General features: G+C 63.4%; 21 protein-coding genes. 12 read left to right on the forward strand and 9 right to left on the reverse strand.

Annotation, left to right across the window (positions count from 1 at the left end; all coding sequences use genetic code 11):
- Nucleotides 1-183: 183 nt before the first annotated feature.
- Complete coding sequence (locus tag BN1119_RS01830) at nucleotides 184-825, forward strand: class I SAM-dependent methyltransferase (protein ID WP_041993016.1); 642 nt, start codon at nucleotides 184-186, stop codon at nucleotides 823-825.
- A 218-nt stretch (nucleotides 826-1,043) separates the two neighbouring features.
- Nucleotides 1,044-2,270 (forward strand): winged helix-turn-helix domain-containing protein, encoded by a 1,227-nt coding sequence (locus BN1119_RS01835; protein WP_041993019.1) that lies wholly within the window; start codon nucleotides 1,044-1,046, stop codon nucleotides 2,268-2,270.
- A gap of 99 nt (nucleotides 2,271-2,369) precedes the next feature.
- On the opposite strand, the gene frdD is transcribed toward BN1119_RS01835, so the two are convergent.
- The 7 genes from frdD to mscM all read right to left on the reverse strand — a co-directional run bounded on the left by frdD (nucleotide 2,370) and on the right by mscM (nucleotide 12,359).
- Complete coding sequence (frdD, locus tag BN1119_RS01840) at nucleotides 2,370-2,726, reverse strand: fumarate reductase subunit FrdD (protein ID WP_041993022.1); 357 nt, start codon at nucleotides 2,724-2,726, stop codon at nucleotides 2,370-2,372.
- Between the two features lie 82 nt (nucleotides 2,727-2,808).
- Nucleotides 2,809-3,207 carry a fumarate reductase subunit C gene (locus BN1119_RS01845; protein ID WP_041993025.1) on the reverse strand — a complete coding sequence of 133 codons (399 nt, stop codon included), beginning with the start codon at nucleotides 3,205-3,207 and terminating at the stop codon, nucleotides 2,809-2,811.
- A 16-nt stretch (nucleotides 3,208-3,223) separates the two neighbouring features.
- A complete protein-coding gene (locus BN1119_RS01850; protein ID WP_041993027.1) occupies nucleotides 3,224-3,958 on the reverse strand; it encodes a succinate dehydrogenase/fumarate reductase iron-sulfur subunit in 735 nt (244 codons plus the stop codon).
- Nucleotides 3,951-5,735 carry a fumarate reductase (quinol) flavoprotein subunit gene (gene frdA / locus BN1119_RS01855; protein ID WP_041993030.1) on the reverse strand — a complete coding sequence of 595 codons (1,785 nt, stop codon included), beginning with the start codon at nucleotides 5,733-5,735 and terminating at the stop codon, nucleotides 3,951-3,953. Before frdA ends, BN1119_RS01850 begins: the two co-directional genes overlap by 8 nt.
- A gap of 523 nt (nucleotides 5,736-6,258) precedes the next feature.
- Entirely contained in the window at nucleotides 6,259-8,136 is a 1,878-nt protein-coding gene (locus tag BN1119_RS01860) for a methyl-accepting chemotaxis protein (protein WP_041993033.1), read from the reverse strand.
- Between the two features lie 69 nt (nucleotides 8,137-8,205).
- Nucleotides 8,206-8,964 carry a glycerophosphodiester phosphodiesterase gene (locus tag BN1119_RS01865; protein WP_041993036.1) on the reverse strand — a complete coding sequence of 253 codons (759 nt, stop codon included), beginning with the start codon at nucleotides 8,962-8,964 and terminating at the stop codon, nucleotides 8,206-8,208.
- Nucleotides 8,965-9,092: 128 nt separating this feature from the next.
- Complete coding sequence (gene mscM / locus BN1119_RS01870) at nucleotides 9,093-12,359, reverse strand: miniconductance mechanosensitive channel MscM (RefSeq protein ID WP_041993039.1); 3,267 nt, start codon at nucleotides 12,357-12,359, stop codon at nucleotides 9,093-9,095.
- Nucleotides 12,360-12,512: 153 nt separating this feature from the next.
- On the opposite strand from mscM, the gene BN1119_RS01875 reads away from it, so the two are divergent.
- Nucleotides 12,513-13,856, forward strand: a complete 1,344-nt coding sequence (locus BN1119_RS01875; RefSeq protein WP_041993043.1) for an MATE family efflux transporter — start codon at nucleotides 12,513-12,515, stop codon at nucleotides 13,854-13,856.
- Nucleotides 13,857-13,928: 72 nt separating this feature from the next.
- On the opposite strand, the gene BN1119_RS01880 is transcribed toward BN1119_RS01875, so the two are convergent.
- Nucleotides 13,929-14,756, reverse strand: coding sequence for a M23 family metallopeptidase (locus tag BN1119_RS01880; RefSeq protein WP_041993045.1), 828 nt, complete (start codon nucleotides 14,754-14,756; stop codon nucleotides 13,929-13,931).
- Nucleotides 14,757-15,022: 266 nt separating this feature from the next.
- On the opposite strand from BN1119_RS01880, the gene BN1119_RS01885 reads away from it, so the two are divergent.
- The 6 genes from BN1119_RS01885 (at nucleotide 15,023) to BN1119_RS01910 (ending at nucleotide 21,562) form a co-directional block, all read left to right on the forward strand.
- Entirely contained in the window at nucleotides 15,023-15,568 is a 546-nt protein-coding gene (locus BN1119_RS01885; protein ID WP_041993048.1) for a fimbrial protein, read from the forward strand.
- Nucleotides 15,569-15,578: 10 nt separating this feature from the next.
- A complete protein-coding gene (locus BN1119_RS01890; protein WP_084205247.1) occupies nucleotides 15,579-16,340 on the forward strand; it encodes a fimbria/pilus periplasmic chaperone in 762 nt (253 codons plus the stop codon).
- A 90-nt stretch (nucleotides 16,341-16,430) separates the two neighbouring features.
- Nucleotides 16,431-18,956 (forward strand): fimbria/pilus outer membrane usher protein, encoded by a 2,526-nt coding sequence (locus BN1119_RS01895; RefSeq protein ID WP_244463663.1) that lies wholly within the window; start codon nucleotides 16,431-16,433, stop codon nucleotides 18,954-18,956.
- A gap of 53 nt (nucleotides 18,957-19,009) precedes the next feature.
- A complete protein-coding gene (locus tag BN1119_RS01900; protein WP_041993051.1) occupies nucleotides 19,010-19,723 on the forward strand; it encodes a fimbrial biogenesis chaperone in 714 nt (237 codons plus the stop codon).
- Nucleotides 19,720-20,754 carry a fimbrial protein gene (locus BN1119_RS01905; RefSeq protein WP_041993054.1) on the forward strand — a complete coding sequence of 345 codons (1,035 nt, stop codon included), beginning with the start codon at nucleotides 19,720-19,722 and terminating at the stop codon, nucleotides 20,752-20,754. Before BN1119_RS01900 ends, BN1119_RS01905 begins: the two co-directional genes overlap by 4 nt.
- A 37-nt stretch (nucleotides 20,755-20,791) precedes the next feature.
- Nucleotides 20,792-21,562, forward strand: coding sequence for a BPSS1780 family membrane protein (locus BN1119_RS01910; RefSeq protein ID WP_041993058.1), 771 nt, complete (start codon nucleotides 20,792-20,794; stop codon nucleotides 21,560-21,562).
- Nucleotides 21,563-21,597: 35 nt separating this feature from the next.
- On the opposite strand, the gene BN1119_RS01915 is transcribed toward BN1119_RS01910, so the two are convergent.
- Nucleotides 21,598-22,494, reverse strand: coding sequence for a LysR family transcriptional regulator (locus BN1119_RS01915; RefSeq protein WP_041993061.1), 897 nt, complete (start codon nucleotides 22,492-22,494; stop codon nucleotides 21,598-21,600).
- A gap of 126 nt (nucleotides 22,495-22,620) precedes the next feature.
- Between BN1119_RS01915 and BN1119_RS01920 the strand changes: the two genes are divergently transcribed.
- From BN1119_RS01920 to oxyR, 3 genes are all read left to right on the forward strand, one after another.
- Entirely contained in the window at nucleotides 22,621-23,481 is an 861-nt protein-coding gene (locus BN1119_RS01920; RefSeq protein ID WP_041993064.1) for a Vmh family MBL fold metallo-hydrolase, read from the forward strand.
- A 77-nt stretch (nucleotides 23,482-23,558) separates the two neighbouring features.
- A complete protein-coding gene (locus BN1119_RS01925) occupies nucleotides 23,559-24,191 on the forward strand; it encodes a DsbA family protein (protein ID WP_041993066.1) in 633 nt (210 codons plus the stop codon).
- Nucleotides 24,192-24,311: 120 nt separating this feature from the next.
- Nucleotides 24,312-25,211, forward strand: a complete 900-nt coding sequence (gene oxyR, locus BN1119_RS01930) for a DNA-binding transcriptional regulator OxyR (protein ID WP_041993824.1) — start codon at nucleotides 24,312-24,314, stop codon at nucleotides 25,209-25,211.
- The last annotated feature ends 17 nt before the right edge of the window (nucleotides 25,212-25,228 follow it).

Genomic DNA, 25,228 nt, shown 5'->3' on the forward strand with positions numbered 1-25,228 from the left:
GGCTCCTTCTCTTGGGATGGGTTGAGCGTAAGAGGGCAAACTTAAGAAACCCTTAAGGAGCACCAAAAGAAGAAAAATTCTGACGGGGGGCGAGAGCGGGCCGATGGGGGCCCAAGACAAAACAGTTGCCAGCAGCGGGCGTGGCAGGCAATCTGCCCCGCTGTCGCCACCCGAGGAGCTGCCATGTCATCCCCTGTTCACTGTCCCCTGTGTCTCTCCCGTCGGCACCATGCCCTGCCGGTGGCGGGCAAGGGCTATTACCGCTGCCTGGCGTGCGAGCTGGTCTGGATGGACGAGGCGGACCACCTGGACGAGGGGGCCGAGAAGGCGGTCTATGACGGGCACGACAACCGGGTGGACGATCCCCGATATCGCGGTTTTCTGATGCGGGCCTTCGGCGAGGTGCTGACCTGGGTGTCGCCTCCTGCCAGCGGCCTCGATTTTGGCTGCGGCCCCGGACCTGCCCTCATCGCCATGGGGCGGGAGGCGGGCTTCGAGATGGCGGGCTACGACAAGTTCTATGCCGACGACCCCGAGTGCCTGGCAAGGCAATACGACTTCATCACCAGCACCGAGGTGATAGAGCACATCGCCACCCCCCGCGCCGTGCTGGACACGCTCTGGGGCTGCCTCAAGCCCGGCGGGGTGCTGGTGTTGCAGACCCAGCGGGTGCTGGGGGACGATCGCTTCAAGACCTGGCGCTATCGCCACGATCCCACCCATATCGTCTTCTTCGCCGAGGCCTCGTTCCGTGCCCTGGCGGTCCGCTGGCAGGCAGAGGTCGAGTTTCCTCATGCGGATGTGGCGGTGTTCACCAAACCTTGAGAACCTGCTCATGCTCTTACTGTGAGGCCGTGATCAAGGCTCATGTGCTGCTCGGAATCCTCATGTATTCATATACACTCTGGTTCCTGCGCTGCTCTTTACCTTGCTGACGACCTCTCGTCACAGATCGTGAACAGGTTCTGAGCGGGGCGTTTTCATTTGGCCATGAGTTGGGCATGCTGGTGGCCTGATACCCAGGAACGGATGCTCCTATCTCCATGTCGATCCCCCACCTCTCATTGCAAGACGCCCGCCACCTGCAACTGGCGGCTCAGGGGCTGCTGACCCCGCGCCGCGCCAAGGCTTCTCCCTCCGATCTGCTTGCCTGCATCAGACGCATGGCGTTGCTGCAGATAGACACCATCTCCGTGGTGGCCCGCAGCCCCTATCTGGTGCTGTTCAGCCGCCTTGGTCACTACGATCCGCGCTGGCTGGAACAACTGCTGGCCGATGGTGACCTCTTCGAATACTGGGCCCACGAGGCCTGTTTCGTCCCCCGGGAAGATTACCGGCTGCTGCGCCATCGCATGCTGGATCCCGCCGCCATGGGTTGGAAGTTCTCCGCCCAGTGGCTCAAGACCCACGGCGGAGAGATAGCGCAGATAGTGGAGCGCATTCGCCAGGATGGCCCGGTGCGGGCCAGCGATTTCGAACGCAAGGGGGGCAAGGGCAACGGCTGGTGGGACTGGAAGCCCGAGAAGCGCCACCTGGAGGTGCTGTTTACCGCAGGTCAGCTGATGGTGCGCGAGCGGCGCAACTTCCAGCGGGTCTACGATCTCGCCGAGCGGGTCATGCCGGAGTGGGACGACGAGCGGGATCTGCCGAGTGTCGAGCAGGCCCAGCGGGACATGGTGCGAGCCAGTTGCCGGGCGCTGGGGCTGGTCAAGACCGGCTGGGTGGCGGATTACTATCGCCTTAAACGGGGCAAATACGACGCCCTGCTCCATCAGCTGGCGGACGAGGGGGAGCTGTTGCCGGTGCGGGTGGAGGGGTGGCAGCACGGCGCCTTCGTTCATGCCTCGCTCTTTGATGAACTGGCCCAGGCCCAGGCTGGCAGCCTCAAGGCGACTCACACCGCCGTGCTCTCACCCTTCGATCCTCTGGTGTGGGATCGCAAGCGGGCCAGCGAGCTGTTTGGCTTTGATTATCGCATCGAGTGCTACACCCCGGCCCCCAAGCGCCAGTACGGCTATTTCGTGCTGCCCTTGCTGCATCGCGGCAAGCTGGTGGGCAGGATGGACGCCAAGGCCCATCGCAAGGAGGGGGTGTTCGAGGTCAAGAGCCTCTACCTGGAAGGCGGGGTCAGGGTGACGCGCGCCCTGGCGCAGGATCTGGGGAAGGCGCTGCAAAAACTGGCGCACTGGCACCAGACCCCGACCCTGCGCTACGGCGCCATCCCTGCGCCCCTGCTGACCCTGTGGCAGGAGGCAATGCCGCTTCCTTGAGCTCCATGCCGCCAAACGAAGAATTGCGTGGCGGTCATAGGCCAAACAAAAACCGGGCACTGGGCCCGGTTTTATCATCTGTTGCTGGCAACGTAAGGATTACTGGAGCACCAGCACCATCAGCAGGCCGACCGTGATGGCGGACATCAGGAAGGCGAAGCCATAGAACACATAGTGGTGCAGCTTGGTGGTGTGGATCCCGAGATCGTGCAGGCCGTGGTAGATGCGGTGCATGCCGTGCCAGACGGGCAGGGCAATGATGACCAGCAGGATGCAGGCACCCCACCAGGAGCTGGCGAAATCATGCACGCGCTCAAAGCTCATGGTCTCCACGTCCATGATGCCCATGGGCACCAGTAGACCTGTGATGAGGACAATTACCGGCAGCAGCATGGCAACCACCATGCCACCGGCACCAAAGAGTCCCCAGTAAATGGGTTCGTCAGAACGTCTCATGATTTTTCCTCATATAGCGCTATCGGCACCAAACAGACGCCAATAAACATGGGCTCGTCAGAACGTCTCATTATTAATCTCCTCAAGCCACGATAAACAGGATCAGCAGGGATACCGCCGCCAGTGCCACATACTGGGCGATGACGATGGGTTTCTCCGGCACCAGCTCTTCGCCACGGAAGATACGCATGGCTTTGGGGGCCAGTGCGAACCAGGTCTTGGCGTGGAACAGGCAGGCGGCCAGGGCGATGACGTGGAACAGGATGGCGATGGGGCTTTGCAGGGATTCCAGCCAGCCGTTGAACGCTTCCTGACCCTGTACCAGCCGCAGCAGACCCCACATCAGCACCACGGCGTAGATGGAGACGAAGATGCTGGTGCCTTCGCGGATCATGTAACCGGTGTAGAAGGCATTCTTCAGCCACCAGTCTTTCTTCATCTCGCGCACGTAGGGCTTACGTTTGCTCTGGGTGTTGTTCATGGTCTCACTCCTGGTCTCAATCCGGCTTGAACATGGCGATCATGTAGTCCTTGGCGCTCTCGACCTTGCCAAGCTGGATGGCGGCGGCCGGATCCACGCCCTTAGGGCACACTTCGGAGCAGTAGCCCACGAAGGTGCAACCCCAGACGCCCTCGTCCTGGCTGATGATCTTCATCCGCTCCTTGGACGCACTGTCGCGGTTGTCGGCGTTGTAGCGATAGGCCAGTGCCAGGGCCGCCGGGCCGGTGAACTTCTTGTTGATGCCATATTGCGGGCAGGCGGCGTAGCACAGACCGCAGTTGATGCACATGGAGAACTGGTGATACTTCGCCATGTCGGCCGGGGTCTGGGTGTACTCGCCGTCGCACAGGCTGCGCGGCTCAGACGGGATGATGTAGGGCTTGATGCTCTCCAGCTTCTCGATGAAATCGGACATGTCCACCACCAGATCGCGCTCGATGGGGAAGTTGTTGAGGGGCTCTATGGTCATCTTGCCTGGCAGGTAGTCCCGCAGGAAGGTCTTGCAACCGAGTTTCGGAATGCCGTTGACCATCATGCCGCAGGAGCCGCAGATCGCCATCCGGCAGGACCAGCGGAAGCTTAAGGTAGAGTCCAGCTGATCCTTGATGTACTGCAGGGCGTCCAGCAGGGACATCTCTTTGAGGTAAGGCACCTGGAAGGTCTGCATCCAGGGCTCGTTATCCTGCTCCGGACGGTAGCGCAGGATTTCAATTTCGATCATCTCAGCCATGCTTCTTAGCCTCGTCTTGTTTCTCACCCTCGGAGCCGTATACGCGTTTCGCCGGTTGGGATTTAGTGATCTTCACATCCGAGTAGTCTATGGTCGGGGTGCCTTCCTGGTTGTAGAAGGAGAGGGTGTGCTTGAGGAAGTTGACGTCGTCACGCTCCTCGAACCCGTCCAGCCGCTGGTGGGAACCGCGGGACTCCTTGCGGTTGATGGCGGAGTGGGCCATGGCTTCCGCCACGTCCAGCATGTAGCCCAGCTCGATGGCGTACAGCAGGTCAGTGTTGAAGACCGAGGACTTGTCGTTGATCTTGATCTTCTTGTAACGGGCTTTCAGCTCGTTGATCTTGTCGATGGTGCCCTGCATCAGCTCTTCGGTGCGGTAGATACCGACCCCGGCTTCCATGGAGAGACCCAGTTCGTTGCGGATATCCGCCGGGTTTTCGGTGCCGTCGATATCGAGCAGGGAGAGGTGCTGCTTGATGAGCGCCTCGGCCTTGGCGGCCAGGGCCTGGGTGTTGCCATGCTGCTGGGTCTTGGCAAATTCACCGGCGTGCTCACCGGCCACCTTGCCGAACACCACTATCTCGGACAGGGAGTTGGAACCCAGACGGTTGGCGCCGTGCAGACCGACGGAGGCGCACTCGCCCAGGGCATAGAGGCCCGGCATACGGGTGGCGCACTGGCCGTTGGTCTCGATGCCACCCATGGTGTAGTGGGCGGTCGGACGGACCGGGATGGGTTCTTTCACTGGATCCACACCCACGTAGGCCTTGGCCAGCTCGCAGATGAAGGGCAGGCGCTCTTTCAGGTACTTCTCGCCGAGGTGGCGCAGGTCGAGGTGCACCACGTCGCCCATGGGGCCTGGGATGGTGCGTCCCTTCTGCTGCTCCTGCCAGAAGGCCTGGGAGAGACGATCGCGCGGACCCAGCTCCATGTACTTGTTCTTGGCCTCGCCGACCGGGGTCTCCGGGCCCAGACCATAGTCTTGCAGGTAGCGGTAGCCATCCTTGTTGACCAGGATGCCGCCTTCGCCACGGCAGCCCTCTGTCATCAGGATGCCGGTGCCCGGCAGGCCGGTCGGGTGATACTGGACGAACTCCATGTCCCGCAGAGGCACGCCGTGACGGTAGGCCAGGGCCATGCCGTCGCCGGTGACTATGCCGCCGTTGGTGTTGTAGCGATAGACACGACCGGCGCCGCCGGTGGCCAGGATCACCGACTTGGCCTGGATGAAGCGGGTGATGCCGTTCTGGATGTCGAAGGTCAGCACGCCCTGGACGCGGCCCTCTTCCACGATGAGGTCCAGGCAGAAGTGCTCGTCGAAGCGCTTGATGCTCGGGTACTTGATGGAGGTCTGGAACAGGGTGTGCAGGATGTGGAAGCCGGACTTGTCGGCGGCGAACCAGGTGCGGGGGATCTTCATGCCGCCGAAACGGCGCACGTTGGCCTTGCCGTCCGGTTTGCGGCTCCAGGGGCAGCCCCAATGCTCCAGCTGGATCATCTCGTTGGTGCAGTTTTCGACGAAGTAGTCGACCACGTCCTGCTCGCACAACCAGTCGCCACCGGAGACGGTGTCGTTGAAGTGGTTTTCGAGGGAGTCGTCGTCACGGACGACGCCGGCGGCGCCACCTTCGGCGGCGACGGTATGGCTGCGCATCGGATAGACCTTGGAGATCAGGGCGATCTCGAGGTCGGGATGGGCTTCTGCTATGGCGATAGCGGCACGCAGGCCACCACCACCGGCACCGATGATGGCGACATCGGTCTTGATAATATCCACATCTGCCTCCTTAGGGATAGATTTGCTGGGCACGATTTTGCTCTATCAAAAAAATTCAGGCTTGATGCAAGTCAAACTGCTCTGTTTTAGTGCTTGGCAATGGTGACTTTTATTAGAGTCACCCCATTCCTTGGATGAAAACACCAGAATTATCGCCATCCATCAGTGATCAGGATCAGCCACACGCCTTGATTTGGTTATTTTAACCTCAGAATTGTACGAAGTTTTCTGTCGGCAAAATGAGAAATGCCTCTCTTTTTAGGTATTAACCCTAAAGTTTTTAAGTTTTTTATCAAAATTGTTTAATAAGAATTATTCGCTGATGAGCCGCTCTGGTATCGGCTTCAAAAAACTAATTCGAAGTCGGCGATAGCATACTGTTTTATAACAGAACATGCCTCATATGAGGATGCCTGTTTCGAGCCAGTTGGGGGGAGAGGGGAAGGGAGACCATGGCGAGGCCATAGCAGAAAGGGGCCGTGCGGCCCCTTTCTCATGGTGGCTGGCGAGTGCCATGCCGGGATCAGATGCGGAACATGCCGACCTGGTTGCTCAGCTCGCCCGAGATGTTCTTGAGCTGGGCAGAGAGGTTGCGGGAGCTGTCCGCATCCCCGGCCAGTTCGTCCGAGACATCCTTCACCGCCTGGATGTTGCGGCTCACCTCGTCGGTGACGGCTCGCTGCTCCTCGGCGGCGCTGGAGATCTGGGTCGCCATGTCGGAGATCTGGTTGATGGAGGCGGTGATCTGCTCCAGGGCCAGGGTGGCGTTGCTGGCATCGTCCACGCTGTTCTGGGCCAGCAGCTGCCCTTCGTGCATGGTGCTGACCGCCCCCTGGGTGTTGCGTTGCAGCGTCTCTATCATGTTGCGGATCTCGACGGTGGAGCTGTGGGTACGCTGGGAGAGTACCCGCACCTCGTCGGCGACCACGGCAAAACCGCGGCCCTGCTCGCCGGCCCGGGCGGCCTCGATGGCGGCGTTGAGGGCCAGCAGGTTGGTCTGCTCGGCGATGCCCTGGATGGTGGAGAGGATGGTGTTGATCTCCTGGGCGTTCTTCTCCAGCTCCTGGATGATGTTGGAAGCCTGCTCCACCTGACCCGCCAGATCCGTGATGGAACGCTGGTTGCGGGCGATCACCTGCTTGCCGTGTTCACAGCTCTCGGAGGAGGTGCGCGCCGCGTCTGCGGTCTGCTCGGCATTGCTGGCCACCTCGACCGCGGTGGCGGACATCTCGTGCACCGCAGTGGCTATCTGGGAGATCTCGTTCTGCTGGCGCGCCAGACCCTGGCTCGATTTCTCCGCCATGTCGTGGGAGGAGCGGGCCTGCAGGTTGAGCTGGCCGGAGGAGTTGGAGATGTCCTGCACCATGACATGGATGCGCTCGATGAAGGTGTTGACGTGCTTGGCCACGGCCCCGACCTCATCTTCCCGCTCTATTTTGATGCGGCGGGTCAGATCGCCGTTGCCGCGGGAGAGATCGGCGATGGCGTCACCCAGGATCTGCAACGGGGAGAGGGCGCGGCTGATGGCCAGGTAGGAGAAACCTGCGACGATGAGGATGGTCAGCAGGCCTTGCAGCAGGGTGGAGGTGACCATGCGGGAGACGGATTGGTAGGCGACCGCCTCGTCCACAACTATGCCGAAATACCAGTTGGAGTTGGGGATCTCGGTGAGGTCGAACACGCTCGCCTTGCCGCCGATCACCATGTCGGAAATCATGCCGTCATGGGCCAGCTCGTTGATCCTGGGCGCCGTCAGCTCGGGGGAGATCTCGGTGGCGGGCTTGAGGGCCAGCGTCTTGTCCGGGTGGGCGATGACGGTGCCATTCTTGTCCACCAGCATGGCGTAGGTGCCCTCCTGGCTCATGGCCAGAATGTCGCGCACCAGGCTGTCGATGGAGACGTCACCGGCGATCACCCCCTGGGTGTTGCCCCGGGTGAAGGGCTCGGCGATGGTGACGATGAGCTGGCCTGTGGTGATGTCCGCATAGGGCTCGGTGACGATGAGCTTGCCGGCGGCGATGGCCGCCTTGTACCAGGGGCGCTGGCGCGGATCATAGCCGGCAGGCAGGTCGGTGGGCTTGCTCTGGATCATCTTGCCGTCCTGGGTGCCGGCATAGACCAGATCGAAGTGGCCTGCATTCATGGCCTGGGCCAGATGGCTGATGGGAGCATCCTGGTCGGTGAAGGCCTCCTTGGCGGAGGTGACCATGCCGATGCGCGAGTCGAGCCAGCGGGAGATCCCCTTGACGTTGGAGCTGGAGCTCTCGTCAATGATGTTCCAGACCAGGCGCTGGGTTTCCCCCTTGAGCTGGGTGGTGTTGTACCAGACCTGCAGCCCTGTGATGATCAGGATGATCAGGCCGACGGCCAGTACCAGCTTGTTCTTGATGGATAGGTTCATATCTACGTCCTTGTGAGCGTCAGTCTGCGTTAGTCATGGGGATGTATTTTATTGTTTTGGTCCCCTAGGTTATCGGCCGATTTCCGGCTTCTTTATCCCCTGCGAGCCTTTATTTTCGCGGTCTGGGCCGTTTTGACCCATTTGGGTTTCTTTGAGCATTTGCTCAGGATGGTTGGTGAAGATGCCATCGACACCCCACTCGGCCAGCTGCCTGGCATCGTCCACATCATCGACCGTATAGACCAGGATCTTGAGGCCGCGGTCATGGATCTCGTGCACCAGGGCCTGATCAACGAAGTCGAGGTCGCAGTTGAGGGACCAGGGGGCGAGGGCCTGGGTTTGCGGGGAGAGCGCCAGGGGACGGTGGGCGATGAGGGCGCCGAGCCGGACATCCGGGCGCAACCGGCCGAAGCGGGCCAGCTCGGGGTGGTGGAACGAAGAGACCAGCCAGTGGGCCGGGGTGAAGCCGAGATCGCGCTCGGCCCGCCGGGTCAGCATGGCCACTCCCTCTGCCGTGTCGCTCCCCTTGAGCTCTATGTGCAGCTCGCAGCGTCCCGCGATGGCGGCCATCACCTGCCACAGGGTCGGGATGGGCTCCCCCTCACCGGCATCCAGGCCCCTCAGGTAGTCGGCGCTCTGCCGGGTCAGCACCCCGTGGCCGTCGGTGCAGCGCTCCAGGCGACGGTCGTGGAACACCCAGAGCTCGCCATCGGCCTGCTGCACGTCGATCTCGATGGCGGGGGCCCCCAGGGTCAGGGCGAGGCGGATGGCCTTGAGGGTATTCTCCGGGGCCAGGCCACTGGCCCCGCGGTGGGCGATGATCTGCATGATAGGCTCCTGTTGTTGGTGCACGGCGCTGCGCTTGTCGCACTCTACCAGCCCTGCATCATGGGCTCCTGTTGTCTGTGTCGCTACGTAGAGACACGGCGCCGGGTTTGTCGCTCTTTGGGGCTGGCTCAGCCTCGGCTCATCCTGATGTCTATCTGCTGGTGGGGCAGGTGCATGCCCAGGGCATGGAGCTTCTCCAGGATGGCGGAGTGTACCTCGTGGGTGATGGGCATCCTGTGGTCCATGTTGTTGACGTAGAGGCGGATCTCGTAGATGAGGGCCGAATCGGTGAACTCGATCAGGAACACCTCAGGGGTCGGGGTATCCAGCACCAGGCTGGATTCCTGCACGCACTGCTCCAGCAGTTGCTGCACCCGCTTCGGATCCTGGGTCAGGCCGATGCGGATGCGCAGCTTGACCCGGGTGATGGCATCGGACAGGGACCAGTTGATGAACTGCTCGGTGATGAAGGCCTTGTTGGGGACGATGATCTCCTTCCTGTCCCAGTCCACGATCGTGGTGGCCCGGGTCTTGATCTTGGAGACGGTGCCGGTCAGATCGCGAATGGTGACGGTATCGCCGAGCCGGATCGGCTTTTCGAACAGTATGATGAGGCCGGAGACGAAGTTGGCGAAGATCTCCTGCAGCCCGAAGCCCAGCCCCACCGAGAGCGCCGCCACCAGCCACTGGGTCTTGGACCAGTCGATGCCGAGCATGGAGAAGCCGGTGAGGGCGCCGATGAGGATCACCAGGTACTTGCTGACCGTGGTCAGGGCGAAGCCGGTGCCGGGGGAGAGGCTGAGGTGCTGGAGCAGGGTCAGCTCCATCAGGCCAGGCAAGTTGCGCGCCGTCATCACCGTCAGGATGAAGACGAACAGGGTCAGCATCAGATCCTGCAGTGTGATGGCCGAGAGCTGCTCTATCCCCGCCACCTTGCTGCTCACCTGCCACACCTCTATGTTGCTGAGGAAGCTGAAGGCCGAGTTGAGATCGGACCACTGCACCACCAGCAGCATGGTGAAGCCCAGCATCAGCAGGGTGCGGATGAGGCCAAGTGACTGGGCGCTGATGGTGTCCAGATCCAGCTCCTGCTCCTCCACCACGTCCGGGATCTCCGAGCTGAGGTCATCTTGTTCCTCGCGTCCCCGCTGGGCCAGGATCTCGGCCCGCCGGCTCTTGGCGCGATCGAAGGCGAGGCGACGGCGCTGGATCAGCATCCAGCGCCGCGCCAGGTAGTAGACCAGCAGGCAGCCCAGCCCCATCAGCAGGCTGACCTCCAGCTGGCGCAGCAGGGTGCGGGAGGTGTAGAAGTAGCCGAGCAGGGCGCCCACCACCGCCACCAGGGGGGCCAGCATGAGGGCGTTCCAGATGAAGTGGTGCAGCAGGTGGGGCTTGTTCATGTCCGCCTGGCCCCAGGTGAGCGGCAGGCGCTCCCGGTTGAGACGCACGAAGAACAGCAGCAGCCAGAGCGCCCCCACCATGAAGGCGAGTCGGCCCAGGGTGTCGTAGAAGGCGTGTTCCTGGTAGCTGTCGGCCATGCCCTGCACGAAGAAGCTGGGGATCAGGATCAGCAGCAGGGTACGAAACTGGCCCCAGACCCGGGCGACCCGGGCGCCGTTCCAGCCGAAGTGGTGGATGAGGATCCCCTTCTCCAGGGTCAGATGACGCACCAGCAGCAGCGCCAGCAGCAGGAACCAGATCTCCCCCAGCCCCTTGGCGATGGCGATGGCGAAGGGATACTGCCAGGCCCCTTCCAGCTGATAGCGCAGCAGCAGCGCCATGGCGGGCAGGGGCAGGGCGGCCATCAGGGAGCGCAGCAGCAGGCGGCTGGTGAGGCTGAACTTGTCCTGGGTCACCTTGCCGATCCTGGGGGCTATCTGCTGGCTGAAGTGGCTCAGGTGGCGGGCCAGCCGGATCCAGGTCACGAACAGCAGCAGCAGGGCGAGCACGGTGAAGGTGAGCCGGGTGGCGCCCCCCTCGGACAGGGCCAGGGGCAGTTGCCACCAGTTGGCGGGGTCGAGGGCCAGCCCCAGGGCGGCCGGCACCCCGAGCAGGACGGCCGGGGCCAGTGGCGGCACGTCGGGCAGCCAGAACAGATGACTGGCACTGAGTTCGCGGATCTCGTCTATCTTGCTGTTCTGGCGGATATAGAGCAGCTTGAGCCGGGTCTGCTCCTGGATCAGGGTGTCGGCGGCATCGTTGAGCCGGGTCAGCAGCAGGCGACGGGTCTTGAGCAGGTTGTCGAGCACGGTGAGCTGGGCGCGATCCAGCTTGTCCTCCTCCTTGAGCAGTTGATCCCGCACCTTGGCCGGATCCTTGAGCTCCTCCTGCTCCCCCTCATACCTGTACTTGGCGATGCGCGACTGCACTATGGCCGATTCGAGCTTGTCGAGGGGGAAGAGGGCGGGCAGGTCGGCCAGCTTGCTGCGCAGGTTTTCGCCATAGGCGTTGCTTATTTGCAGCCATTCCAGCTGCTCTCGTACCGAGTTCACCAGATCGTTGAGGTGGGAGAGGCTGTTGTCCACATCCCGCTGCTCGTCTTGCACCCCCTCGATCCGCTCCTCCAGGGCGCCGAGCTGGATGGAGAGGGTCTGGTTCTGTTGCTGCTGCTCTTGCAGCAGCGGCATGTCGGCGGTGAGCTGGGCCTGGAGGCGCTCGCTCTCGGCCAGGGTACGCTCCGTGTTCTTGCGCCTGAGCAGGTTCTGCTGATTGACGAGGGCGTTTTGCCACTCATCCTCGTCCGTGATGGCGAGGTTGAGCCCCTGCACCTTGAGCTTGGCGAGATCGCTGCGCTGCTGGGCGGAGAGCTGCTCCAGCTCCAGCATCTGGATCCTGTCCGACAGGGACTGCTCCTTGAGACGGGTCATCAGCTGCTGGGCCTCGTGCAGGCGATCCGACTCGCCACTGAAGCTCATGCGATCGAGCTGGGCCCGGGTCTGCTGCAACTGCTTGCGCAGCTCATCGATGCGCAGGTGGAACTCCTGGCCGGTGATCTCCTGCTGATTGAGGCCGTCGAGCAGCTCCTGGCGCTCCTTGCGCAGATTGAGCTGACGGCTGCTGCTCAGCCCCAGCGCCTGGCGCAGGGCATCCTCGCTCAGGCTGGCGAGGGCCACCCGGTTGACGGGCTGGTAGTTGTGCAGGGCATCCTTGAGCCGGGCCGACTCCTTGGGATAGTCGATCATCAGCTGCTGGTAGGCCTTGCCCTGGGCCCGATAGCGTTCGGCATCCCGGGCAAATTGCAGCGCCTGCTGGTAACTCTCTCTCAGCTTCTGATTCTCCGGGGTCTCGCCCTTGGGCACGCTCTGGAGCAGTTCCTCTATCTGGATGGTGGCGTCATCGGCCTGGGAGAGCAGGGGAAGGCAGAGGAAAAGCAGGGGGAGCAGGCGGTGCAACATGAGGCGCGTTTCCGATCATGAGAAGTCGCCTTAGCCTAAAGCAGGGGCTGGGGTGGGTAAAGCCTTCCACATGAATGATCTGCAACATAAATAACGGGTGATCCGGGTCTTGTTTGGCTATTATTCTGGCCGTTCCCCTCCCTTGAGCAATTTATGTCCACTGTCGATCTGGGCACGGCCCCCCTCTCTCGTCTCTTCCTGCGTTACGTTACCCCGACGGTGGCCGCCATGCTGGTCACCGGCGTCTATGTCACCATAGACGGCATCTTCGTCGGTCATATCCTGGGCCAGGACGGTCTGGCGGGCATGATGCTGGCCTACCCCATCTGCGCCGTGCTCTATGCGGTGGGGGCGTTGATCGGCATGGGCTCCTCGTCCCTCGCCTCGTTTTATCTGGGCAAGGGGGAGCAGGCCAAGGCGCGCCACATCGTCGGCAACGCCCTGGTGATGGTGCTCGTCGCCTCCGCCGTGCTCGCCTTCATCGGCATCCGGTACGGAAGGGAGATGCTGATCTGGATGGGGGCCGAAGGGGTCATCTTCGACGCCGGGTTTGCCTACCTGCAGTGGTACGCCTGGCTCGGGGTCTTCGCCGTGCTCTCCATGGCGTTCACCGCCCTGCTGCGCAACGACGGGCGACCCGGCCTCACCACCTGGATCCTGGTGGGGGGCGGCGTGCTCAACGTGCTGCTCGACTACCTGCTGATGGCGTTGATCCCCTGGGGACTGGCGGGGGCGGCGATTGCCACCATGCTCTCCCAGGCGGTGACCGGGGGCCTGTGCCTGTGGCACTTCTTCACCCCCCGCAGCCAGTTGCGCATCCGCTGGGATACCCTGATGCCGGACTGGCGCCTGATGGGGGAAACAGTGCGACTCGGGGCGTCGAGCTTCCTGATGTACCTCTATCTGTCGGTGGTGCTGGCGCTGCACAACAAGGCGCTGCTGTCGGTCGGCAGCTCCCTGCACGTGGCCGCCTACGGCGTCATCAGCTACAGCGAGGCTTTCTTCTATCTCATCTTCGAGGGGATCGCCATGGGCATCCAGCCCATCGCCAGCTTCAACGCCGGGGCGGGCAACTGGCAGCGGGTGCTGCGGGTGCGCAACCTGGCGTTGGGGGTGACCCTGGCGGTGGCGCTGTACGGCATGATACCGCTCTACCTCTGGCCTGAGGGGGTGGTCTATCTCTTTGCCGGTGACAACGCGGCCCTCTTGCCGGTGGCCAGCCTCGGCATCTGGCTCTACTTCTGGGGCCTGCCCATGGAGGGCTTGCTGCTGGTAGGGGCTGTCTATTTCCAGGCCATCAACCGGGCCCGCATCGCCTCCCTGCTCACCGGGGGCAAGCTGGTACTGATTGGCGGTTTCCTGTGGGCCTTCTCCTCCCTGTGGGGGGTGGCCGGGGTCTGGCTGGCGCTGCCCACCAGCAGCACCCTGCTGGTGATCATCATGGTGTGGGCCATGAGGCAGGAGTCGGCTCGCCATGGCACGGCGACACTGTCCTGACAGGGGAACTCATCCCATGAGGAATAGCAGGAGGGCAGCCGATGGGCTGCCCTCCTGGTTTTGATGCCCCGTTCAGGGCTTGAAGGCGCCGATAAAGATGGCGGGATCGACGCGGGCATCGTTGAGGCTGACGTTCCAGTGCAGGTGGGGGCCGGTGGCGCGGCCGGTCGAGCCGACCCGGCCGACGATGCCGCCGCGTGGCAGGCTCTGACCCGGCTTCACGTCGACCTTCGACAGGTGGCAAAACATGCTGATGAGCCCCTGGCCGTGATCGACGAATACCGTATTGCCGTTGAAGAAGTAGTTGCCCACGAGGATCACCTTGCCGGCGGCGGGGGACTTGATGGGGGTGCCGGCGCCGACCGCGAAGTCGAGGCCGGAGTGGGGGTTGCGCTCCTCGCCATTGAAGAAGCGGCGCAGGCCGAACGGGCTGGAGAGCGGGCCCTGCACCGGCTTGTCGAACAGCAAGTTGCTTGGCTGGGTGGCGCTGAAGGTCTGATAGGCCTGGGTCTGCTCCGCCAGCTCGCGCTGGATCCGGGCGAGATCGTCCGGATCGGGATTGACCTGGCGCTTGTTCTTGAGCTTGATGTGCTGCTCGCGGTAGTGCCTGTCGGCGACGTTGAAGGTGAGGGTGCGGCCATCGGCCAGGACGAGCCGGTGTTCGCCAAGTTTGCTCTTGAGCGGAATGCCGACGATGGCGATCCACTGTCTCCCCTCCTCCTTGACCACCAGCACCGGCTTGTCTTGATAGCGGGGGGCGGGGGATTGACTCCCCTCGTCGAGGGGAATGACGGCGACGCCGCCGGGAACCGGCTGGTTGAGCAGGCGGCTGATGAAGCCGGTTTCGGCATGGAGGCTGGCGCTGCACAGCAGCAGGCACACAGAGAACAAGAGGCGCATGGGGGCTCCGGCATGGGTCATTGAGGGGGCGATGATGCCACATTGTCATCCGGCTGTCTGGCGCAGGTCGTCGGCAGGGCAGACCCGGAGGAGTCGCCATGACGGCTTGCGTCATTTTCAGGCGACGCAAGCGGGTTTCATGGCTGTGTGCTATTTACTTATATGTCAGTAATGTTCGGGCGCTAAATGACCCTGTACCGGGTGAGCCGCGGTTCAGCCACCGCACACCAGGCGCCTCTACTCCAACGGCTTTGCTGGAGGCTGTGATGAAAATGACCCCCCTAGTAACGATTGGCATCGCAAGCGGTCTGCTGATGTCGGGCGCCGCCCTGGCGTTCAACGGCACCATCACCATCACGGGCGAAGTCACCGCTGGCACCTGTGACATCTCGGTCAACGGTGGCAACTCGTCGGCGTTCGTGACCCTGCCCACCGTCAGCACCAATGCCCTCTCCGGTCTCGGACAGACCGCCGGCACCACGGGCTTCAAACTGGATCTTACCAGCTGCCCCACCACGGGTTCGGTGCGCGCCTACTTTGAGAACATAGGGGTGGAGCAGAGTACCGGGAACCTGAGCAACAAGGCGGTGGCATCCGGCGGCAAGAACCCAGCAGCCAACGTCGAGGTACAGATCCTGTCGGCCAACAGCACGGCCATCGATCTGAGGGACAACACGGGCAATGATGTGCTGGTCGACTTCAGCGCCACCGGTGATGCCACCCTCTATTACAGCGCCCGCTACATAGCCACCGGGACGGTGGGAGCCGGTCTGGTGTCGGCGGATCTCATCTACTCCCTCGACTATCACTGAGTGACTTCCCATGATCCCGCTGGCGAGTCAGACCCTGGGCGTCAGGTGGTGTGGTCGTCTGCTGATGTGCACCCTGGCCCTGCTCCCCATGCTGGCCTGGGCTCAGGTCCAGATATCCGGCACCCGGGTCATCTACCCCGCCACGGCCCGTGAGGTGACGCTGGAGCTGACCAACAAGGGCATGGCGCCGGCGCTGGTGCAGGTCTGGATGGATGCCGGCGATCGCCGGATCCGGCCTGGGGCCGACAAGCTGCCCTTTCTCATCACCCCTCCCATCACCCGCATCGAGGCGCAGCGGGGCCAATCCCTTCGCGTCGCCTACGTGGGGCAGGGCCTGCCGAGGGACAAGGAGTCCGTGCTCTGGCTCAATGTGCTGGAGGTGCCCCCCAGTGCCAAGGCGGCCATGGCAGGTCAGAACCTGGTGCAGCTCGCCTTTCGCTCCCGGATCAAGCTGTTCTACCGTCCTCAGGGGTTGCCCGGTGATATCCAGCAGTCGGCCAATGGCTTGCGCTGGCAGCTGGTGCCCCGGGCCGAGGGTTATGTGCTGCGGGCCAGCAATCCGGGCCGTTTTCACGTCAGCATCAGCAATCTCCAGTTGCAGACAGCCCAGGCCAGGACGTTCAGCAACCGCAGCGGCGGCATGGTGGCGCCGGGGGGCAGCTTCGATTTTCCGCTGGAACAGTTGCGGGGTGCCGTGAAGGCCAAGGCGGTGACCTTCTACTGGCTCAATGACTACGGTGCCCGGGAGATGGGCCGGTTTTCGTTCAACTGACGCGTAAGGGATCGGCGTTTTCAGTCCCGTATCCGGCCCTTGTTCGTCTCAGGAAGGAGGTGAGCCCTGACAGTCCGTGAGCTTGCTGCCATGTGCTCCCCCACCTTTGCGCTTCCCGGCATCCGCACGCTGTGGCGGGGCGCTCATCCCGGGTGGTTCCCGCTTCTGCTGCTCATCGGCCAGGGGGCCATGGCCGCCGAACCGGCTGCGGCGCCCGCCGCCGAGGTGGAGTTTGACAGCCAGCTGCTGGGCAGCCTCGGCATGGAGATAGACTTGACCCGTTTTTCCCGCCCCGACTTCGTGCCCCCCGGGCTCTATCAGCTCGACATCATCATCAATGGCAAGGAGAAGCTGAGCCAGCGCCTGGAGATACGGGCGGGGGAGACCCCAGATGCCCCCCGTTTCTGTTTCAAGGCCAGCCAGGTCGAGCAGTGGGGCCTGCTGGTCGAGCGCCTCCCCCGTCAGCGGACGGTGAAGAGACTGCTCAAGAGCGACTGCATCGAGGTGGCAGCCCTGGTGCCCGAGGCCAGCTTCACCATGGATTTGCCCAGCCTGACCGGATCACTCAGCCTGCCCCAGGCCTATGTCGGACGGGTACGCCGCAACCATGTGGGGCCGGATCAGTGGGTCGAGGGGATCAACGCCGCCTTCGTCGGGTATAACGCCAACCTCTATTACAGCGACCAGCGTGGTACCTCCGAGCACCTCAGCGGCAACGTCAACCTCAATGGCGGGCTCAATCTGGGGGGCTGGCGCTTGCGCCACAACGGATCCTTCGAGGGTCATGGGGACTATCGAGCGCTCAACAGCTATGTCCAGCGGGATGTCACGGCAATGCGGGCCCAGCTCACCCTGGGGGAGTATTTCACCCCGGGAGACAGCTTTGACAGCGTCCCCTTCACCGGCATCCAGCTCGCCAGCGATGATGCCATGCTGCCGGATTTCGAACGGGGCTTCGCCCCCGTGGTGCGCGGCAGCGCCGACACCAATGCCAGGGTCACCATACGCCAGGGGGATGCCCTCATCTATGAGACCCAGGTCGCCCCGGGGGCCTTCGCCATCGATGACCTCTATGCCACCAGCTTCGCCGGGGATCTCGATGTCACCATCACGGAGGCGGATGGCCGCAGCCGCAGCTTCACCCTGCCATTCTCCTCCGTGGTGCAGATGCTGCGCGCAGATGCGTCCCGCTTCAGCCTGACCCTGGGCCGCCATCGCGGCGACAACGGGGATCAGGGCCCCAACTTCCTGCAGAGCACCTACCGGCGCGGCCTCTCCAACACCCTGACCCTCTACGGCGGACTCATCGGGGCCCAGGATTATGGCGCCCTGCTCGGCGGCCTGGCGGTCGGCTCCGACTATGGCGCCCTGGCCCTCGACGTCACCGGCTCCTGGGCGCGGGACCTGCCCGCCGAGTCTGGCCTTGCCGAGGCGCAGTCGGGTCAGAGCTACCGCCTGGCCTACAGCAAGCAGATGGATTACACCCGCACCTACGTCACCCTGGCCGCCTACCGTTTCTCGAGCGAGGGGTATCTGGATCTGAACGACATGGCGGTGCTGCAGGGGGATAACCCCAGCCTGGTGCAGCGGGAGCGCAACCGCTTCCAGCTCAATATCAGCCAACCCGTGGGGGAACTGGGGGATCTCTATCTGAGCGGCATCACCCGCAACTACTGGGGAGGAGAGGGGAACAGCAGCAGCTTCCAGCTTGGCTACAACAAGGGGTTCGCCTGGGGCAGCCTCACCTTCTCCGCCAGTCACTCCCTCGACGATGACGGCGGGAACCAGTATGTGCTGAGCCTCAGCATCCCCATAGGGGAGAGCCTGGGCAGCCCTCGCCTCGGCAGCACCTTTTCCTACCAGGAGGGGCAGGGCCATCTGATCCGGGCGGATCTCAATGGCGGAGCCCGCGATGGCCGCCTCTATTACGGCCTCTATGCCAGCCATGGCGGCAGCCATTATGGCTATGGCGGCAACCTGCAGTATCAGGGGGCCAAGACCCAGCTCGGCGTCAGCACCAGCCAGGGGGAGGATTACGCCCAGTACGTGGCCTCGGCCAAGGGGACTCTGCTGATCCACGAGGAGGGCTGGGCCCTCGGCCAGAGCCAGGGGGAAACAATGGCGCTGGTGGAGGCCAGGGGTGCCCAGGGGGCCAGGATAAGCCAGGGGATCGGCAGCGAGGTGGATGGAGATGGCTACGCCGTCGTGGCCGGACTCAATCCCTATCGCAACAACATCATCAGCCTGGATCCGAGCGGCCTGCCGGTGGACGTGGAGATAGACGGCAGCGCTCAGCTGGTGGCGCCCAGGCGCGGTGCCATCGTCAAGCTCGATTACGAGACCCGGATTGGCCAGCCCCTGCTGCTGCAGGCCAGCCTGGCGAGCCAGGAGCCGCTGCCCTTTGGCGCCGATGTGGTGGATGCCAGCGGCCGCTCCGTGGCCGTGGTGGGCCAGGGCGGCCTCATCTTCGTGCGGGGTGAATCGGGGCCGCTCCATGTGGAGTGGGGCAAGGGCAGCCATCAACGCTGCCGCCTGGACTATCGGCAACCCGAGGTGGATCCCGCCATTCCCTATCAGCAGGTGGCGGCTCGCTGCCTGCGGGAGGAGGCGCAGTGATGGGGGAGAGCAGTGCGTCCTGCCGCGCGGGTCAGGCTGGCCGGGGAGGGAGAATGACAAATAGGATTCGATATGGGCTGCTGTGCGGGATCCTGCTGGTTCAGGGCGAGGTGCAGGGGGCCATCAACCTGCTGGCGACCCGCCTCATCTACCCGGCAGATGCGACCGAGACCAGCCTCATGGTGCGCAACGACGATGGGGCTCCCAGTCTGTTGCAGGCCTGGGTCGATGAGGGAAATGCGAACCTGGGGCCAGACAGGAGCCAGGCCCCCTTCCTGGTGACGCCGCCCGTGATGCGACTGGGGGCGGGCAAGGGGCAGGCGCTGCGCATCTACAGGGTGGCGAATCGCGCCCTGGCCCGGGATCGGGAATCCCTGTTCTGGCTCAACGTGCTGGGATTGCCCCCCAGGGCGAAAGCGACGGGGGCCAGGGTGCAGATCGCCTATCGCACCCGCATCAAGCTGTTCTATCGTCCCGCCGGCCTGGCGGGATCCCCTCGTCAGGCGGTGGCTCGCCTGGTGTGGCGGCTGGAGCCTGGGCAGGGACTGAGGGTGCGCAATGACAGCCCTTTTCACATCAGCGTGAGCGAGGTGCTGCTGGAAGGAGGGCAGGGGCCGCAGGCCTGGCGCGAGGCGGCGTTGATCCCGCCCCTGGGGGAGCTGAGGCTGCCCATGGTGGGGCTCAAAGGGGTCAGTTATGGCCGGTTGCGCTGGATCGATGACGATGGCAATTACCATGAACAGGGTTTTGGGCTGGGAGGGGGATGATGGGGGAAGATCGCAAGGGGTCGGGCATGAGGGGGCTTGGCGCTGTACTCATCCTGCTGGTGACGCTCTGCTACCTGCCGGGGGCCCATGCCGTCAACGGCCAGTGCACCAGTGCCTTCATGGCGACCGTGCCCCTGACCAGCCCGTCGGCGCTCTACCAGCCAGGGGAGGAGACCGGCGGCATGTTTGCCACCACCAGCTCGGCCAATTGCAACTGCACCGGCATCAATCTGGGCCTGCTGCAGACCACCCATTATCAGGGAACCACCACGCTGCCCACCCTGGCCGATCCGATGGGCACCCTGATCAAGCTCAATGACTACTTCGGGCTCAGGGTGGCATTCAATGTGGGGGGGAGCGATCGTACCGTGCCCTTCAATGCGACCACGTCAGGCGTGCTGCTGCTCTGTGTCGGCAATCTGCTCGACCTGGCGCTCGGCGGCATTCATGTCAATGGCGGCAGCTACACCCTCAAGCTGCTCAAGGGGATCACGGGCACCCAGACCTTCAGCGGCACGGTCGCCAGCCTGTTCGTGCGCCGGGTCAATGCACCGGATACCGGAGTCGGCAACGAGTTCAGCCGGCTGGCCATGAACATCAGCGTCACCTCGACCCCGAGTTGCCAGTTCCCGGCGGGCAGCAGCATTCCTCTGGATCTCGGTGCCGTGGCCCAGAGCGCCTTCGTCGAGGGAGGCGTGCCCCAGGGCTATGCTCCGCGCAGCGTCAACGTGAGCGTGACCTGCAGTCAGGTGCCGAGCGACTATGTCACTCCCCTCGATTACCGTTTCGGCGGCGCCCTCGCCAGCCAGGGCAACTTCATCACCACCTCTCTGGCGGGGGTGGGCATAGGACTGCTCGAGCAGGATGGGGACACACCTATTCCATTGGATACCGGCATCGCGGTACCCTATTCGCACATTACCCACAAGACAGATTACAGGGTGAGGGTGTACCCGACCAGGCTGCCGGGCCAGCCGGTGCGAACCGGATCCTATACCGCCACCATCATGGTGACGGTGACAGTGCCCTGAGCGCCCTCCTCCCCGACAACCGAACCGAGGCTTAATGATGAACAGTAACCGCGCCTTGCGCGTCGAGCCCCAGCGCCACCCCCTGGGTCGTGGCTGGTTGTGGATCCGCAGCGGATTCGACATCTTCAACAAGGGCATGGGGCCGAGTGTCGCCATGTTGCTGCTCTGGCTCGGCATCGGCCTGCTGATTGAGCAGTTGCCGGCCGGTGGTTTCATCTCCCAGCTGCTCTACATGGTGTGGATGGCGGGCTGGATGGTGGTGGCCAAGGGCGGTGACGAGCAGGGGCGGCTGACCTTTTCCGATCTCTTCGCCGGTTTTCGTCACCGTTTGACGCCACTGGTGATGGGTGGCCTGCTCACCCTGGGACTCTTCACCCTGGTGGTCATGCTCTGTCTGGGGCTGCTCTCCCTGTGGGGGCTGGAGGATATATTCAGCCAGGATCCGGAGCAGCTCACCCTGACGGTGGAGCAGGCCAGGGGCGTGCTGCTCTGCCTGCTGGTGGGGATGGCCCTGCTGGTACCCGTGCTGATGGCGGTGACCTTCGCCCCGGCGCTGATCTATTTTCACGATGTGAGCGTCTGGCAGGCCGTCAGGCTGAGTTTTCAGGGGTGCCTGCGCAACATGTGGCCCTTCCTCTGGTGGGGCCTGCTGGGGTGCGCCATGTTGCTGCTTGGCACCCTGTTGATGCTGATCGGCCTGCTGGTGGTGTTGCCCGCCCTCAACTACTCCATCTACATGGCCTATCAGGATATTTTCCTCGCACCCGGGGAGGAGGAGCCACTCCCCATGACGGGCTTCGAAGCCTGATACCGCGATAGACAAGGGGCCGTTCGGCCCCTTTTTTATTGCCAGAGCGGATCCTCGGCCATGCGGGCCACCAGAAAGTCGAGGAAGCTGCGCAGCAGGGGAGACATCTGCTTGCGGGTGCCATAGACACCGTAGACCCCGAGCCGCTTGGGCTGCCACTCAGGCAACAGGGCCACCAGCTCCCCGCGTGCCAGGTGCTGCACCACCGAGTAACGGGGTTGCAGGCTGATGCCGGCGCCCGCCAGGGTGGCACTCAGCAGCAGGTTGGAGATGTTGGCGCTGAGGTTGCCGCTGACCGGCACCGACTGGGGGCCGCCTGGCCCCTGAAACTCCCACAGGCTCTTGCCGAAATAGGTGTAGGTGAGGCAGTTGTGCAGGGCGAGATCCTGAACGCGCTGCGGGGTCGGGTGTCTGGCCAGATAGGCCGGGCTGGCGCAGACCACGGAGTGGCAGGTGCCGAGGCGGCGGGCCACCAGGTTGGGGTCCAGATCGTTGGTGATGCGCAGGGCCAGATCGATGCGCTCCTCCACCAGGTTGACGGTTCTGTCCAGCAGCAGTATGTCGATGGCGGTGTCGGGGTAGAGTGCCAGATACTCGTTGGCCGCCCCCACCAGCAGGGCATCCGAGAGGGAGTAGCTGCTGGTGATGCGCAGCTGGCCCTTGGGCGTCTCGTCGCCCCGGATGGCGATCTGCTCCATTTCCTCCCCCAGTGCCAGCATGGCCCTGGCCCGGTTCAGCGCCTCTTCCCCCGGCCCGGTCAGGCTGAGGCGACGGGTAGTCCTGTGGAGCAGGCGGGCCCCCATCCAGCGCTCCAGCTCGGCCAGGTAACGGGAGACCATGGCCCGGGACATCTCCAGCCTCTCTCCGGCACCGCTCAGGCTGCCCTGTTCTACGACGCTGACGAAGACCCGCAACGCGGTGAGTCGATCCATCTTCAGACCTCTATATGTTCGATGTGTGCAACAGTGGTGCGCTTTTCATGCGGTATTTGTAACTTAAGTGATCCAATACACTGTGTCCATCTGATGAACCCCCGCTAACCTGTTGAGGAATATCGAATGAACCGCACCCTGATCCGCAATCTGACCCTGGCGACCACCCTGCTGAGCGGCGCCGCCATGGCGGCGCCACTCAGCGTCACCGTCTACAACCCCGGTGAACATGCCATCTTCCCCGTCTCCTCCTCCCTGGTGGCCGGTGACAAGGAAGCCATCCTGATCGATGCCCAGTTTGACGTGAAGAGCGGCCAGGCGCTGGTGGAGATGATCAAGCAGAGCGGCAAGCAGCTGACCACGGTCTACATCAGTGGTGGCGACCCCGACTTCTATTTCGGTCTGGAGCCCATCATGGCGGCCTTCCCGAACGTCAAGGTGCTGGCCGATCAGCACGTGGTCGACCATATCAACAAGACCAAGGATGCCAAGCTGGCGTACTGGGGTCCGATCCTGGGTGAAAATGCGCCCAAGAGCCTGACCCTTCCCCAGGTGATGACGGCGAGCCATCTGACCCTGGAAGGGGAGACGATCGAGGTCAAGGAGATGAATACTCCGACTGCCTACCTGTGGGCGCCGTCCATCAAGACCGCGTTCGGTGGCGTGCCTGTCTACAGCGGCGTACACGTATGGATGGCCGACAGCCAGACCAGGGAAGCCCGCGCCCACTGGGTCAAGACCCTCAACGAACTGCTGGCCCTGAAACCCGAGCGCGTCGTGCCCGGCCACTTCCTGGGGGACGAGCCCAAGGGCGTGGATGCCGTCACCTTTACCCGTGACTATGTGCAGCGTTTCGAGCAGGAGCTGGCCAGTAGCAAGGGTTCAGCTGCGCTGATCGAAGGGTTGAAGCAGGCTTACCCCTCCCTGCCGGTCGATGATGGCCTGGCCATCGGCGCCAAGGTCAATACCGGCGAAATGAGCTGGTAAGACCAACGCCTGCTTCCCTGTGTTTTTTACCGGGCCCGGGCCCGGTTTTTTTGTCATTGAACAAAGAGACGAACAACATGTCGATACCTCACAAGACACTGCATTATGTGTACGACCCCCTCTGTGGCTGGTGCTATGGCGCGGCGCCCCTGCTGGCCGCTGCGGCCACCCTGGCGACGGTGAGCATCCGGCTCCATCCGGGCGGACTCTGGCTTGGGGAGCGGCGACAACGGATGGGACCGGCGCTGCGGGACTACGTCAAACCCCACGACGCACGGATCCAGGCGATGACGGGCCAACCCTTCGGTGAGGCCTACTTCAACCGCTTGCTGCTCAACGAGGCGCTCATGCTCGATTCGGCGCCCCCCATTCGTGCCATCCTTGCGGCCGGCTTCCTGGGGGCGGACGAGCTGGCCCTGCTGCAACGGATCCAGAGCGCCCACTATCGGGACGGTGTCTGGGTCGGGGATCTCGCCACGCTGACCCGGTTGGCGACCGAGCTGGGGCTGGAGGAGGGGGCCTTTCGCCACGCCTATGAACAGCAGGCGCTGGAGCCCGCCCTGAGGGAGAGCCAGACCTGGTTGCGCCGCCTCGGAGGTCAGGGTTATCCGACCCTGGGGCTTGCGTGGGGGGACGAGTTGCAGCCCATAGCGGTCGGTGCCTATCTGGGGGATCCCGCCGCCTTCCTGGCCCGTCTGCAGCAGGACTGATGGCCTGCGGGGGCGCCCAAGGGAGGCGATGGCAGGCGGGCTCTGGCGTCGATCGCCTTGTTCCTCAGGCACTTATTGGGCATGCTAGGGGCCGATTTTATCGGCAAGCAGTGGGGATATATGAACCTTCGCGATCTCGAATACCTGGTGGCGCTGGAAGAGGAGAAGCATTTTCGCAAGGCGGCGGAGCGTTGCTTCGTCAGCCAGCCGACCCTGAGCGGTCAGCTGCGCAAGCTGGAGGACGAGCTGGGGGTGATCCTGATCGAGCGTACCTCCCGCAAGGTGCTGTTCACCCCCGCCGGTGACGCCATGGCCGAGCAGGCCCGCAAGGTGCTGCGGGAGGCGCGCGAGCTCAAGAGCATAGGCCAGCACTTCGCCGAACCCATGTCGGGGGAGATCCACATCGGCCTCATCCCCACGGTCGGCCCCTATCTGTTGCCCCACATCATCCAGGATCTGCGCGAACATTTTCCCAAACTCGAGTTCTACCTCTATGAGGAGCAGACCCAACTGCTGATGAAGCGGCTGGAGGAGGGGGAGCTGGACTGCGTGATCCTGGCGGAACTGGATGGCATGGATGGTTTCGGCTCTCTGCCGCTCTATGAGGAGCCCATGTGGTTGGCGGTGCCCAGGCAGCACCCTGAGGCCCAGGCCAAGGCGGTGCCGCTTGGCAATCTCAAGGGCAAGAAGCTGCTGATGCTGCAAGACGGCCACTGCCTGCGGGATCAGGCCATGGGGTTCTGTTTCGCCGCCGGCGTGGGGGAGGACGTGCGCTTCAAGGGCACCAGCCTGGAGACGCTGCGCAACATGGTGGCGGCGGGCAGCGGCATGACCCTGATCCCCCGGCTGGCGGTGCCTGCCCAGCGTGACGAGGGCGGGGTCAGCTATAGGCCCGTGGTCGATCCCGTGCCGGGGCGGGCCATCTCGCTGCTCTATCGCCACTATTCGGTGCGTCGCCCCTGCTTCAATGAGCTGGCGGCCCGCATCCGCACCCTGATGAAGGCACATCTGGCGTCTTGAACCCAGGGATCTGATGC

This window comes from Aeromonas bivalvium (assembly GCF_000819765.1).
Taxonomy (GTDB): domain Bacteria; phylum Pseudomonadota; class Gammaproteobacteria; order Enterobacterales; family Aeromonadaceae; genus Aeromonas; species Aeromonas bivalvium.